This is a genomic window from Mesobacillus sp. S13, assembly GCF_020422885.1.
Lineage (GTDB): Bacteria > Bacillota > Bacilli > Bacillales > Cytobacillaceae > Mesobacillus > Mesobacillus selenatarsenatis_A.
On record NZ_CP084622.1, the window covers coordinates 1,280,231 to 1,293,803 of the forward strand.

At 44.7% G+C, this 13,573-nt stretch carries 13 protein-coding genes; 12 read left to right on the plus strand and 1 reads right to left on the minus strand.

Annotation, left to right across the window (positions count from 1 at the left end):
* Positions 1–26 precede the first annotated feature (26 nt).
* The 3 genes from hemY to LGO15_RS06475 all read left to right on the plus strand — a co-directional run bounded on the left by hemY (position 27) and on the right by LGO15_RS06475 (position 4,455).
* A complete protein-coding gene (gene hemY / locus LGO15_RS06465) occupies positions 27–1,454 on the plus strand; it encodes a protoporphyrinogen oxidase (protein ID WP_226087127.1) in 1,428 nt (475 codons plus the stop codon).
* Positions 1,455–1,608: 154 nt separating this feature from the next.
* Positions 1,609–2,181 (plus strand): TetR/AcrR family transcriptional regulator, encoded by a 573-nt coding sequence (locus tag LGO15_RS06470; protein ID WP_167832099.1) that lies wholly within the window; start codon positions 1,609–1,611, stop codon positions 2,179–2,181.
* 75 nt (positions 2,182–2,256) lie between these two features.
* Positions 2,257–4,455 carry a YhgE/Pip domain-containing protein gene (locus tag LGO15_RS06475; protein WP_226087128.1) on the plus strand — a complete coding sequence of 733 codons (2,199 nt, stop codon included), beginning with the start codon at positions 2,257–2,259 and terminating at the stop codon, positions 4,453–4,455.
* A 142-nt stretch (positions 4,456–4,597) separates the two neighbouring features.
* On the opposite strand, the gene yhfH is transcribed toward LGO15_RS06475, so the two are convergent.
* Positions 4,598–4,732, minus strand: a complete 135-nt coding sequence (yhfH, locus tag LGO15_RS06480) for a protein YhfH (RefSeq protein ID WP_214781845.1) — start codon at positions 4,730–4,732, stop codon at positions 4,598–4,600.
* Positions 4,733–4,902: 170 nt separating this feature from the next.
* Here yhfH and LGO15_RS06485 point away from each other — a divergent pair, with 170 nt between their 5' ends.
* The 9 genes from LGO15_RS06485 (at position 4,903) to LGO15_RS06525 (ending at position 13,508) form a co-directional block, all read left to right on the plus strand.
* Positions 4,903–5,637 carry an MBL fold metallo-hydrolase gene (locus LGO15_RS06485; RefSeq protein WP_226087129.1) on the plus strand — a complete coding sequence of 245 codons (735 nt, stop codon included), beginning with the start codon at positions 4,903–4,905 and terminating at the stop codon, positions 5,635–5,637.
* Positions 5,638–5,652: 15 nt separating this feature from the next.
* The gene (locus tag LGO15_RS06490) at positions 5,653–6,642 is read left to right on the plus strand and encodes a lipoate--protein ligase (protein WP_167832102.1); all 990 of its coding nucleotides are present in this window, start codon (positions 5,653–5,655) and stop codon (positions 6,640–6,642) included.
* A gap of 169 nt (positions 6,643–6,811) precedes the next feature.
* Positions 6,812–8,368, plus strand: coding sequence for a fatty acid--CoA ligase family protein (locus LGO15_RS06495; RefSeq protein WP_226087130.1), 1,557 nt, complete (start codon positions 6,812–6,814; stop codon positions 8,366–8,368).
* 171 nt (positions 8,369–8,539) lie between these two features.
* Complete coding sequence (locus tag LGO15_RS06500) at positions 8,540–9,319, plus strand: enoyl-CoA hydratase-related protein (RefSeq protein ID WP_209437926.1); 780 nt, start codon at positions 8,540–8,542, stop codon at positions 9,317–9,319.
* A gap of 447 nt (positions 9,320–9,766) precedes the next feature.
* Complete coding sequence (locus tag LGO15_RS06505) at positions 9,767–10,495, plus strand: AzlC family ABC transporter permease (RefSeq protein ID WP_226087131.1); 729 nt, start codon at positions 9,767–9,769, stop codon at positions 10,493–10,495.
* Entirely contained in the window at positions 10,488–10,793 is a 306-nt protein-coding gene (locus tag LGO15_RS06510) for an AzlD domain-containing protein (protein ID WP_167832104.1), read from the plus strand. The genes LGO15_RS06505 and LGO15_RS06510 overlap by 8 nt, the downstream gene beginning before the upstream one ends.
* Before the next feature lie 171 nt (positions 10,794–10,964).
* Complete coding sequence (locus LGO15_RS06515) at positions 10,965–11,753, plus strand: ABC transporter ATP-binding protein (RefSeq protein ID WP_167832105.1); 789 nt, start codon at positions 10,965–10,967, stop codon at positions 11,751–11,753.
* Positions 11,737–12,492, plus strand: a complete 756-nt coding sequence (locus LGO15_RS06520; RefSeq protein WP_167832106.1) for an ABC transporter permease — start codon at positions 11,737–11,739, stop codon at positions 12,490–12,492. The genes LGO15_RS06515 and LGO15_RS06520 overlap by 17 nt, the downstream gene beginning before the upstream one ends.
* A 17-nt stretch (positions 12,493–12,509) precedes the next feature.
* Positions 12,510–13,508, plus strand: a complete 999-nt coding sequence (locus LGO15_RS06525) for an aliphatic sulfonate ABC transporter substrate-binding protein (protein ID WP_167832107.1) — start codon at positions 12,510–12,512, stop codon at positions 13,506–13,508.
* Positions 13,509–13,573: the final 65 nt, after the last annotated feature.

The following is a 13,573-nucleotide window of genomic DNA, read 5'->3' on the forward strand; positions in this document are numbered from 1 at the left end:
AACTTATTTAAAGAAGGCGATTTACCGTGACAGAAAAAAAGAATGTTGTAATTGTAGGGGGCGGCATTACAGGTTTGGCGGCAGCATACTATTTGCAAAAGCATGCCAGGGAGAACCAGCTTCCTCTGGATGTGAAACTGGTCGAATCCTCCCATCGTGTTGGCGGGAAAATGCAAACGTATGTGAAAGATGGTTTTGTCATCGAAAGAGGACCCGATTCCTTCCTGGAAAGAAAAGAGAGCGCAGGGCGACTGGCCAGGGAAGTAGGTTTAGGAGATAAATTGGTCAATAACAGTACAGGGAAATCATATGTGCTGGTGAAGGACAAGCTCCACCCTATGCCTGGCGGAGCAGTGATGGGAATTCCTACTCAAATCGGTCCCTTCGTTACAACCGGCTTATTTTCCTGGCCAGGTAAGTTCCGGGCTGCTGGAGATTTCTTTATGCCACCTTCAAAGATAAAAGGCGACCAGTCCCTTGGCGAATTTTTCCGGCGCAGGCTTGGTGATGAAGTCGTTGAAAACCTGATTGAACCCCTGCTCTCAGGTATTTATGCTGGAAATATTGATAATATGAGCCTACTGTCCACTTTTCCGCAATTTTATCAGGTGGAGCAGAAATATGGAAGCTTGATTCTTGGCACAAAGAAGACAACTCCCACGGCAAAAAAGAAGCCTGCTGAAACGGGACAGGCGAAGAAAAAAGGAATGTTCCTGACTGTGACGACTGGTCTGCAATCCTTTGTCGACGCGATCGAATCCAAGCTTGAACCTGGTTCTGTCATTAAGGGAATCAGGGTCGATAAAGTGAGCAAACAGGAGAATGGTTACCGCCTGAGGCTGAGCAGCGGCGAATCGCTTGATGCAGACAGCATCCTTTTAGCTGCTCCGCATGAAGCAGCGCTGCATATGTTCTCAGACCACGAACATATCTTCGATCCATTCCGCGATATGCCTTCGACTTCCGTTGCGACGGTTGCCATGGCATTCCCGGAAAGTGTCATAAAAGAAGATATTGATGGTACAGGCTTTGTTGTATCAAGGAACAGTGATTATACAATCACTGCCTGCACATGGACACACAAAAAGTGGCCTCATACCACTCCGGAGGGAAAAGTCCTGCTCCGTCTTTATGTCGGCAGGCCAGGTGACGAGGCAATTGTTGAGCTTTCGGATGATGAAATCATCAAGATTGCGTTAGAAGATTTAAATAAAACGATGGATATCCAGGCACAGCCTGATTTTGCAGTAGTGTCACGCTGGAAAGAAGCCATGCCGCAATATACTGTCGGACATAAGGAAAGAGTCGCGAACCTGAAGAATGATTTGGCCAGTGAGCTTCCGGGTGTTTTCGTAGGCGGCAGCTCTTATGAGGGAGTCGGCCTTCCAGACTGCATAGACCAGGGTGAGGCAGCTGTCGAAAAGATCTTGTCATATTTGAAGCTTCATGGATAACGACTGTTTCATCATTGAATATATACAACTCTTGATAAAAAACCCTTTTTAGGGTTTTTTATTTTTCCACCCTTGCCATAGTGTTAAATACATGATAAATTATTTATTGACGTATTGACCGTTTTTCTCATTTGGTCATTTTGGAGGTGATAACATGGCGGTTGACCGAAAACAGCAGATTCTTGAAGCAGCGACCAACTCTTTTTCACTGTACGGCTATAAGGCGACTACGATTGATCAGGTTGCAAAGCTGGCGAACGTTGGGAAAGGCACCATTTATACCTTTTTCAAAAATAAGGAACAGCTTTTCGATGAAATTGTTAATGGCCTCATCCAAGAAATGAAAGAAGTCGCAAATGAAGCAGTGGATTCATCAGACTCTTTTTATGAAAATGTCCACAGAGCTTTATATAGGCTGCTGGAATTTCGTAAGAAGCATCAATTGACAATCAAACTCTCGCAAGAAGCCCGGGATATTGGGACTCCAGCTGTCCTGGAGGTTATGGATAAAGTGGAATCGGCGATCCTTAGCTTTATTAAGGAAAAAGTCATCCAGGCAATTCAAAAGGGCGAAATAAAGGAATGCGACCCGGAGATAACAGCGTTCATCATGATGAAGCTTTATATCGCGCTGATTTTTGATTGGGAAAAAAAGAACGAACCACTCGAAAAAGAAAAAATCTCTGATTTGTTTGAGTTTTATATCTTCAAAGGATTGTCTGATTAAGGATAGTCCTTATTTTTAACAGTAAAATGACCAAGTGAACAAAATGGTCATTAATTACATCATGGAGGGCTAAAAATGAAGAAAAATCTATTCACCCAAGAGTTGCTTTCTATTTTTCGAAATAAGAAGCTTCTTATTCCGATCATTGCCGTCTTGTTCATACCGGTTCTTTACAGCGGAATGTTCTTATGGGCATTCTGGGATCCGTACGAACACCTTTCAGACCTTCCAGTAGCTGTTGTCAACAGTGATTCAGGGTCAACAATTGACGGGGAGACACTTGAACTTGGCAATGACCTGGTTGAAAAATTAAAGGAAAACCAGGATTTTGGATTTGAGTTTGTGTCCGAAGAAGTAGGGACAAAAGGGCTGGAGCAGCAAAAATATTATATGCTCATAAAAATTCCGAAAGATTTCTCCGAAAATGCAACAACTTTGATGGATGAACACCCAGAAAAGCTCGAACTTGTTTATGTTCCTAATGAAAGCTTCAACTTTTTATCTGCTCAGATTGGGGGAACAGCAGCAGAAAAAATCAAGGCTTCCGTGTCCGAGAAGGTTTCTGAAACGTATGCGGAAACGATGTTTGACAAAATTGGTGAACTGACAGATGGACTTGGCCAGGCGAGTGACGGAGCTTCGGAACTGAACGACGGTGCGGTCAAGCTTAAGGATGGAAGCATCGAGCTTTATGATAATCTATCGGTGCTCGCAAGCAAGTCTATTGAGTTCAACCAGGGAATGAACTCAGCTGATTCCGGTGCCAAAGAGTTGGCGAATGGAGCAGGAAAGCTCGCTGGAGGACTTGGTCAATTGGAGGAAGGGGAAACGAAGCTTGAGGAAGCTTCGGACCAACTTCTGGCAGGCCAGAAAGATTTGCAGACAGGTGCTTCACAAGTAAAGGCAGGTTTAGATCAGGCAAGCAGCAAGATACCAGAATTGATTGAGGGTACTAAACAAATTGAACAGGGTTCAGAAAATCTCGGCCAAAAGCTGGCAGACTGGAAAAATGGGGCTGACAATGCAGCTGGCGGAGCGGCAGAACTTCATGCCGGCATTCAAGAACTGCAAAAACAAATGGAGGGGATGGCACCTTTATTAAAAGACCATCCTGAAAAACAAAAAGAGCTTGCAGCAGCGCTTGCTAAACTCGAAGCTGGCAGTGCAGGTCTTGAGAATGGGTCAGCGCAACTTTCAGACTCAGCAGGTAAACTGGCTGCAGGGTCGGGGGAATTATCAGCTGGTTTGAATAAAGTCATTGTCGGCCAGGGTGAGCTCCAGCAGGGAATCTTGGAACTGGCAGCAGGTAGTGGACAAGTGGAAACTGGTGCTGCGAAACTGGCAGCTGGCCACGAAGAATTTCATTCGGGTCTCCAGCTGTTCGGTAACAAGCTGAGCGAGGCGAAAGCTGGTTCTGTTGAACTGGCAAATGGAAGTTCCCAACTTGTTGGCGGAATGGATCAGCTGGCAGCTGGTTCCGCAGCTATGACCGACGGAGCTGACAAACTGGCATCAGGTGCCGGAGAATTGTCTGAAGGAAATTCCAAGGTAGCGGCTGGGACATCCGAGCTTGCTGAAAAGCTGAAAGAGGGCGCAGAAGAAGCAAAGGTGAATCCAGATGAAGAAACCTACAATATGCTTGCTGCACCAGTAAAGCTGGCGAATGAAACATTCAAATCAGTTCCGAACTATGGAACAGGATTTGCGCCATACTTCTTATCTCTTGGCTTATTTGTTGGTGCGTTGCTGCTTTCCATCGTTTTCCCATTAAGGGAGCCAGCTGGAGTTCCTTCAAGCGGTGCAAGCTGGTTCTTCAGCAAATTCAGTATCCTGGCTGGAATCGGCATATTGCAGGCACTGGCAGCCGATGCCATCCTTCTAATGGGGCTGGGTCTTGATGTAGAAAGCGTTCCGCTATTCGTGGTCTTCTCCATTATCACAAGCCTGACTTTTATCGCACTGATTCAGTTCCTTGTGACTTTGTTAGGAGATCCAGGACGTTTTGTAGCAATCATTATCCTGATCTTGCAGCTTACGACAAGCGCAGGAACATTCCCATTGGAGTTAATTCCGGGATTCCTGCAAAAGTTTAATGCATATTTGCCAATGACCTATTCAGTGCAAGGTTTCAAGGCTGTCATCTCAAGCGGGGATTTCAGTTTCATGTGGCAAAATGCAGGGATTTTGGCAGGATATATTTTAGTCCTTGCAGCAGGCACAGCATTATTTTTCCATTGGATGTTCAAAAGGAAATTCGCCGTGTTAGTTGAATAACATTCTATTGTCAAAACAGCTATAACAAAAAAGAAGCCAGCTCAATTAGCTATTGAGCTGGCTTTTCATGTGCAGTTTTTAAAACTGCGGAAAAGGGATTGTATTACACCCGGAAAACCGGGGAAGGAAAACGAATCAAGATTTATAGTTTACCAGGGTCCATGCATCCATCACACTTATTTCCGTAGCATTCATGCTGTTCGTCAATCGATTCTCCACACTCAATACACTGCTTCTTCGGCAAATTACGAAAGAATTCTACGACATTTTCAATCATGTTGTTCCCTCCAAATATGTGATGTTTTAATACAGTATTATTATTTATTTTATTGTATTATAACAGAACGGATGACGTCAATCATAATTTTCTGAAAAAGCCATTCTAGTGAAAAAATGGGCAGAATGAAGTATAGTGAAAGAAAAAGCGTGATTATAGGAGGGAAATCATTGAAGCTGACTATAGTAGGTTTCTGGGGTGGATATCCAAAGGTGAATGAGGCAAGCACCGGATATTTGCTTGAGCATGAAGGGTTTAAGCTGATGATCGACTTTGGCAGCGGTGTACTGGCAAAACTCCAAAATTTCGTCCAGCCTGAAGAGCTGGATGCCCTGGTGCTGTCACATTATCATCCGGATCACATTGCCGATATCGGCGTCTTGCAGCATGCCCGACTGATTCAGGGCTTCCTGGGTAAAAAGTCCCCGCAGCTTCCGATTTATGGACATACTCAGGATAAACAGGAGTTTGCGAAGCTTACATATAAAAACATCACCAAAGGGGTTGCTTATGATCCGGCTAATAAGCTGAACATAGGGCCTTTCACCATTTCATTCCTGGCTGCAGTCCATCCGGTTCCTTGCTATGCGATGAGGATCGAAGCAGGAGGCAAGTCCCTGGTGTATACTGCCGATACTTCCTTTAAGGAAGAGTTCATCTCGTTTGCTCAAGGTGCAGAATTGCTGCTTTCCGAATGCAATTTTTACGGGAACCAGGATGGCAAAGGTGCTGGCCATATGAACAGCTATGATAACGGAAAGCTTGCGGCTGAGGCGGGGGTTAAGCAGCTGGTCCTGACCCATTTGCCGCATTACGGGGAAATAGATCAGCTTGTTTCAGAAGCTTCGAGCATTTTCAATGGCCCTATCACCCTCGCAAGGGAAGGGCTGGAAATCACTCTTTAAAAAGGAGAATCAATCATGTTATTTATTGACAATAAAGGAATCACTGACCCAAGAATCAACCTGGCAATTGAAGAATATGCCTTGAAGAACCTTGACATCAATGAAACATATTTACTGTTTTATATAAACGAACCATCTATCATCATTGGCAAGAACCAGAATACAATTGAAGAAATCAATACTGAATATGTCGACAAGAATGGCATTCATGTTGTCCGCAGATTATCTGGTGGAGGTGCTGTTTACCATGATCTTGGCAACCTGAATTTCAGCTTTATCACGAAGGACGATGGCGAAAGCTTCCACAATTTCAGGAAGTTTACTGAGCCAGTGGTGAATGCACTGAGGAAGCTAGGAGTCAATGCGGAATTAAGCGGAAGGAATGACCTGTTGGCAGAAGGAAGAAAGATTTCCGGTAATGCTCAATTTTCGACAAGAGGGCGGATGTTCAGCCATGGAACGCTTCTGTTTGATTCAGAGATTGAAAGCGTAGTTTCAGCACTTAACGTAAAAAAAGACAAAATTGAATCTAAAGGTATTAAATCAATCCGCAGCCGAGTTGCAAACATCTCCGAATTCCTCTCCGAAAAGGTAACCATTGAGGAATTCCGTTCCTTACTGCTAAAAAATATCTTTGATGGACTAGATGATATTCCGGAGTATGTATTGACGGAGCAGGACTGGAAAAATATCCATGAGCTTTCGAAGGAAAGATACCAGAACTGGGATTGGAATTATGGAAAATCACCTAAGTTCAATCTGCAGCATTCGCATAGGTTCCCGGTTGGGCAGGTCGATGTTCGTTTTGAAGTAAATAAGGGCATCATTGAAAACTGCAAAATCTACGGAGATTTCTTTGGTGTAGGTGATGTGACTGAGATTGAGGACAAACTGACAGGAATTAAATATGAAAGGTCCCAAATTGCTCATGCATTGGAAGGTGTAGACATAAAACATTATTTCGGAAATATTTCTAAGGAAGATTTCATTAACTTAATATATTAACTTTGGAAACGCGGTGTTGATGCACCGCGTTTTTAATTTAGAGAAAGTAAAATTGTTAGAATTCCGACATATTTTCCTTGAATCCATAATTTTCTTTCAATATAATATATTTAGAAAACTTTTTACAAAGTTTGGTGACTCATGTCACCGCAAAGGGGGAAGGGAGTTAATGAATCTTTCATCACAGCTTCATCACACTGCCTCAATGCTGGGCAATAAGCCGGCATATTTTTTCATGGACAAAGCAAGCACATATGCAGAGCTTGATGCTTCTGTCACAAAGTTTGCTTCTGGTCTTGAAAAGCTAGGGGTGAAAAAAGGCGATCATATCGCATTGTTGCTAGGAAACTCTCCACATTTTGTCATCGGTATGTACGGAGCGCTTAGGCTCGGTGCAACAGTCATTCCCATCAATCCAATTTACACAGCAGATGAAATCGGCTATATCTTGAACAATGGCGATGTAAAAGTAGTCGTTGGGCTGGATTTAATGCTGCCGCTAGCGGAAAAAATGCATCAGCATCTGCCAAAGGTCGAACACTTCGTCATTGCGGAAACAGGCCAAAGCCAGATGTCTGAAGAGGAAATGTCCAAGCTTTCTTTAGGTTCAAAATTGAAACCGTTTACACATGTCGTGGGTTCCGGAGATCTAGATTTCAATGGTCCTGACCTAAATGAAGATGATGTCGCAATCATTCTTTATACTTCAGGAACGACAGGCAAGCCTAAGGGAGCTATGCTTACACACAAAAATCTTTATAGCAATGCAAAAGATGTAAGCGATTACCTTAAGATGAATGAAGATGACAAGGTAATCACTGCTTTGCCAATGTTCCACGTTTTCTGTCTGACGGTTGCTCTTAATGCGCCGCTGATGAACGGCGGAACACTTTTGATTGTCCCTAAGTTCAGCCCGGCAGAAGTGTTCCGGATTGCGCGTGAATACGAGGCAACTGTTTTTGCAGGAGTGCCGACGATGTATAATTTCTTATTCCAGTATCCAGAAGGAAATCCTGATGACCTTAAGTCGCTCCGACTGTGTATTTCAGGCGGTGCTTCACTTCCGGTTGCACTTCTACAGAATTTCGAGCGCAAATTCAATGTAATGGTTTCAGAAGGATATGGCTTATCCGAGGCTTCACCGGTAACATGCTTCAACCCGCTTGACCGTCCACGAAAAGCAGGTTCTATTGGTACTTCAATCGTGAATGTTGAGAACAAAGTCGTCAACGAAATGGGCGATGAAGTCGCACCTGGAGAAGTTGGCGAATTGATCGTCCGCGGCCCGAACGTCATGGCAGGCTACTATAAAATGCCAGAAGAAACTGCCGCTACGATCAGGGATGGCTGGCTTTACACAGGAGACTTAGCCCGCATGGACGATGAAGGATATTTTTATATTGTCGACCGCAAAAAGGATATGATCATTGTGGGCGGATATAATGTCTATCCACGTGAAGTCGAAGAAGTTTTGTATAATCATACGGATATTGTCGAGGTTGCCGTTCTTGGGGTACCTGACCCGAATCTCGGCGAAGCGGTACGCTGTTATGTCGTCAGCAAGAACCCTGAGTTGACAGAGGATCAGCTGCTGAACTACTGCCGTGAGCACCTGGCAAAGTACAAGGTGCCAAGCGCAATCGAGTTCCTCGAAGAGCTTCCGAAGAATACAACCGGAAAGATTCTAAGAAGAGCATTAAAGAATCAGGTACTACAAAAACAATAATTTTACAGATGTGAGGCAGGCGCTATGCCTGCCTTGTTTTGTTCAGATATCAAATTCTAAATCTGTCCAAATCAAAGGCTTCCAGGAGTCGGTCAAAGCGCTTAGGCTTTTCTGACAAAGGGCAGGAAATTTGCGGCCTTGGCTAGAATGTCATTGGAGAAGGAGTTGAGCATGGTGGGAAACATCGATTTTCAATTAGAGGGACATACGGCATTCGTCACATTGAATCGTCCGGATGCATTAAATGCATTTAATTATGAAACACTTGATGAGTTACAGAAGGTCATGGAAAAAATAAGGACAAACCGTGAAGCCAGGGTCGTGATCTTTACCGGTGCCGGCGAGAAAGCATTCAGCGTGGGAGCTGATTTGAAAGAACGCCGCACGCTGTCTGATGAAGACGTGAAACGGAATATTTATAAAATCGGCGAGGTATTCACGATGGTAGACCAGCTGCCGCAGCCAACCATCGCAGCCATCAATGGATTCGCCTTCGGTGGCGGAATGGAGCTTGCTCTGGCATGTGATTTCCGTGTTGCAGCGGATGGGACGCAGATGGGGTTGACGGAAACGAGCCTGGCCATCATACCTGGAGCAGGTGGAACGCAGAGACTGCCACGGCTGATCGGCCAGGCAAAAGCCCTCGAGTTAATATTGACAGCGCGACGGCTGAAAGCGGAGGAAGCTCTGGATTATGGTCTCGTTACCGCTGTTGTCAAAAAAGAAAGCTTGCTTGATGAATGCGTGAAATTTGCCGAAATGATGCTGGCTAACGGACCTGTCGCACTGCAGCAGGCTAAATACGCCGTCAAGCAGGGGATGAACGCCGACTTACAGACAGGACTGCAAATTGAGCGCAAAGCTTATGAAGTTACCATCCCGACAGAAGATCGCCTCGAGGCACTGGCTGCATTCAGCGAGAAGCGAAAGCCAGAATTTAAAGGAAAGTAACTCAACACGGCCGCAGCCGTGTTTTTTTTTTCGGAAAGAATGACGTTGAGAGACCATGAAAATTGCACATTTTTCGATTCGTTTGCCCGATTTTGAAAATCTCGACCACATTTTCAGATATATCAGCGGATTTTGAAATATATCGACCACATTTTCAGATATATCAGCGGATTTTGAAATATATCGACCACATTTTCAGATATATCAGCGGATTTTGAAATATATCGACCACATTCACGAATATATCAGCGGATTTTAAATTATATCGACCACATTCACGAATATATCGACCAACTGAACTTTTTGGCCAGGGATTCAAATTTTTCATCCATCCAAAGTATTTCGGTAAAAGAAACACTTTTCCAAGCTGCTGGAAGTATGTATAATATATTTTAATTGATTAAAGGATTTTGATTTTTACATAGTGATAGAAAGGGCGGGGATCTCGTGGAAGGTACATTGGCTGTAAAGCATGCAACAGATTTTAAGAAAGGGATTCAATCAGGCATCAGCATTGCGATAGGCTATATGCCGATTGCGCTTACCTTTGGCTTGATCGCCAAGACAACTGGGCTTGCGCTCGGTGAGACGGTCATGATGAGTCTGCTTGTGTTTGCCGGTGCTGCACAATACATTTCCTTAAGCCTCCTGGCACAGGGAATTGGCATCTTCGAAATCATACTGACTACTTTCATCGTGAATATCCGCCATTTCCTCATGTCTGCGTCATTGAATGAGAAGGCGGAAGAGGATACGGTTGGAGCGAGGATGGGGTATTCCTTCGGGATTACCGATGAGACGTTTTCGGTCGCAGCCACGCGGGAAGGAAGTGTCAATGCCGGATATATGTTTGGCTTGAATCTCACTGCCTACTCGAGCTGGGTCGTTTTTTCCGGGCTGGGCTACCTTGTCGGGACCGGATTGCCGCAAACCCTTCAGGAAAGCATGTCAGTCGCATTATACGCTATGTTTGTCGGCTTATTGGTTCCATCGATGAAAACCAATGTGAAAGTGATTTACCTGGCTGCACTCGCAGCTGCGTTCAACTCGATCTTCACGATGGCTGAACTGATGTCAACGGGATGGGCCATTGTCCTTGCCACTTTATTGTCAGCCATTCTTGTAGAGGCTGTAGAAACATTCAAGAAAGGTAGGGGGGGACATGCAGATGAGTAGAGAAATCATCATCATGATCATAGGCATGGCTGTCGTGACCTACATACCGAGGATGCTTCCGTTCGTGATGTTCCGGGGAAAAGAACTGCCGCCATTTTTGCAGGGAGTCCTTAAGAACGTCCCTTATGCCACACTGGGAGCGCTGATTTTCCCAGCGATCCTGTTTATCCAGGAAGACATCTGGTACGGCCTGATTGGTGCTGCTGCCGCGTTCATCGTTGCCTTTATGGGAGCGAATGTCATTGTGGTCGTCATTGGTTCGATTTCAGTCTTGACTTTATATTCTTATTTCTTTTAGATCTGCTGGCATGCAGGTCTATTTTTTTGCCGAAAAAAGGGATGTAAAACAAAAACGGGCAGGCTGATCTTTAAAAATAAATGAAATGTTGACAAGATGAATGAATAGATTATAATTAACTTTATTAATTCCGACTATACTAATGAGTTTTATGAGAATAGGGTGGTTAAATTGTTTATCGAAATCAGCAATGTACACAAACAGTATGAAGATAAAAATAATCACCAGGTTGATATTTTAAAAGATATTAATCTAGGAGTGAATAAAGGGGAATTTGTTTCGATTCTTGGTCCATCGGGATGTGGCAAATCCACGCTGCTTTCGATCGTGGCTGGGCTGACTCCAGCTACAAGCGGAGAAGTTTCAGTTTTAGGCAAAAGAATTGATAAACCAGGGAAAGACCGGGGGATGGTCTTCCAGCAGGCAGCGCTTTTTCCATGGCTGAATGTCCTGGAGAATGTCCTGTTCCCGCTTAAACAGGAAATGCCGAAGAAGCAGGCTGAAGCCGAGGCAAAAAAACAGCTGCAAAAGGTCCAGCTGAGCAAGTACCTTTCGCACTATCCTCATGAGCTTTCGGGCGGAATGCAGCAGCGGGTAGCAATTGCCAGAGCGCTTGCGATGAATCCGGAAATTCTCTTGATGGATGAACCGTTTGGAGCGCTTGATGAACAAACCCGCTCCCGCCTGCATGGACAGCTCGAGACAATATGGGCTGAAACACAAAAAACAATTTTATTCGTGACTCACAGTATCTCCGAATCCATTAAGCTATCAGACCGGATCATCGTGATGGGAACAAAGCCTGGGGTGATTCTTAAGGATATTAAAGTAGACATTCCAAGGCCCCGCGATGAGCATAAAAAAGAGATGGTGGAGCTGGAAGAATATATTATGGGCTACCTCAAGAAGGAGATCGACAAAGTCATCAGGGAGGAGCTTGCAGATGAATCCGCACATTAAGAGAATCATATTTTTCGCAGCAATCATTGCCTTCTGGTATGCGGGCAGCAAGCTGGAATGGTGGATGCCAATCATCCTTCCATCTCCGGATAAAGTCCTTGAGGCACTGGTCACAGGATTCCAGGATAAAACCTTGATCTATGATTTGATTGCCAGCTTCAAGCGTCTAGGAATCGGCCTTGGACTTTCCCTGGTAATCGGGACAGCGCTCGGAGTCCTGCTGGCGAAATCCAAAACGGCGGATGAGACGCTGGGAACAATTGTCCTTGCTTTTCAGAGTGTACCGAGCATTGTATGGCTTCCGCTCGCGATCATGTGGTTCGGCATGAACGAGAAGGCCGTCATTTTTGTAGTCGTTCTGGGAGGAACATTTGTCATGACGCTTAATATTCGAGTGGGCATCAAAAATGTTTCGCCATTATTCATAAAGGCAGCCAAAACAATGGGAGTGACCGGCTGGAATTTATATAAAAGGGTCATTTTTCCCGCAGCAATCCCTTATGTTGTTACCGGTTCAAGGCTTGCATGGGCATTCGCCTGGAGAGCCTTGATGGCAGGGGAACTTTTAAGCACGGGACCTGGTCTCGGGTATACGCTCCGTTACGCCTCGGATTTCGGCAACATGGGACTCGTGATTGGCGTCATGATCATCATTGGTGTCATCGGAACAATCGTAGATCAGCTTATCTTCCAGCGTATCGAAAAATCAGTCTTGAATCGCTGGGGACTTGAATCATAAAAACAGGAGGGAATCACATGAAAAAAGCTTCATTATTTCTGGCAGTTCTAATCACATTCGCGATGCTGCTCGCAGGCTGCGGTGCAGGAGGATCATCCACAGCATCTGGTGAAAAGGAGAAAATCGTCATCGGTTATTTCCCGAACATCAATCACGTACCTGCCATGGTGGCAAAAGACCAAGGTTATTTTGAGCAGCAGCTTGGCGATGGCACAACAATCGAGTATAAGACATTTGCTGAAGGCGGTTCATTCATGACTGCATTGAAAACAGGTGAGATCGATGCGGGTCTTGTAGGACCAGGTCCGGCGATGAACAACTACTCAACAGGTGCAGATGTTAAAATCATTGCAGGTGCATCCACTGGCGGCACAGTTGTATTGGCAAGAAAAGGAGTCGAAATCAACTCCGTTGAAGATTTCGCCGGCAAGACATTCATCACTCCGGGAGTAGGCTGCACACATGATGTTCAGTATGAAACATACCTGGAAGCAGAAGGTATTACTTCACAGCGTATCGGCGGCACGATGAAGCATCTTACTGGCCAGCCGGCACAGTACGCTGCAATGCTTAAGGCAGGCAAGGTGGACATCGCTGTAGCACCAGAACCATGGGCAGCGGTTATTGAAAAAGAAACAGGAGCAGAAGTCGTCATCGGCTGGGATGAAGTATCCTTCGGCGAAACACTTCCTGCATCCGTTATGGTTACTTCTGGAAAAATGATCGAGGAAAAACCAGAAACAGTTCAAAAGATTATTAACGCACATAAAGACGCTGTGAAATTCATCAAGGAAAATCCAGAAGATGCACAGGAAATCACGATTAAAGACATTAAAGAAACAACTGGTCAGGAGCTCGAAAAAGATGTAGTTGAACTTGCATGGGGCCGCATCGGCTTCACATATGAAGTAGACGCACAGGCGATCCAGGACTTCTCGGATTCATCTTATGCTTTGAAATTCCTTAAAGACAAACCAGACTTTAAAACATTGATTGACGATAGTTTTCTAAACTAATAAAAAGAGTACCAGGAGTTTTTCCTGGTACTCTTTTTGGTGTTTAAAGGCTAACTGCAGATTAA

What these genes read in the sequence shown, in the direction of transcription:
- LGO15_RS06510 (WP_167832104.1), top strand. Translation starts at nt 10,488, where the DNA reads ATGAGTAGAGAAATCATCATCATGATCATAGGCATGGCTGTCGTGACC.
- LGO15_RS06520 (WP_167832106.1), top strand. Translation starts at nt 11,737, where the DNA reads ATGAATCCGCACATTAAGAGAATCATATTTTTCGCAGCAATCATTGCC.
- LGO15_RS06525 (WP_167832107.1), top strand. Translation starts at nt 12,510, where the DNA reads ATGAAAAAAGCTTCATTATTTCTGGCAGTTCTAATCACATTCGCGATG.
- yhfH (WP_214781845.1), bottom strand. Translation starts at nt 4,732, where the DNA reads ATGATTGAAAATGTCGTAGAATTCTTTCGTAATTTGCCGAAGAAGCAG.
- LGO15_RS06470 (WP_167832099.1), top strand. Translation starts at nt 1,609, where the DNA reads ATGGCGGTTGACCGAAAACAGCAGATTCTTGAAGCAGCGACCAACTCT.
- LGO15_RS06500 (WP_209437926.1), top strand. Translation starts at nt 8,540, where the DNA reads ATGGTGGGAAACATCGATTTTCAATTAGAGGGACATACGGCATTCGTC.
- LGO15_RS06490 (WP_167832102.1), top strand. Translation starts at nt 5,653, where the DNA reads ATGTTATTTATTGACAATAAAGGAATCACTGACCCAAGAATCAACCTG.
- LGO15_RS06475 (WP_226087128.1), top strand. Translation starts at nt 2,257, where the DNA reads ATGAAGAAAAATCTATTCACCCAAGAGTTGCTTTCTATTTTTCGAAAT.
- LGO15_RS06495 (WP_226087130.1), top strand. Translation starts at nt 6,812, where the DNA reads ATGAATCTTTCATCACAGCTTCATCACACTGCCTCAATGCTGGGCAAT.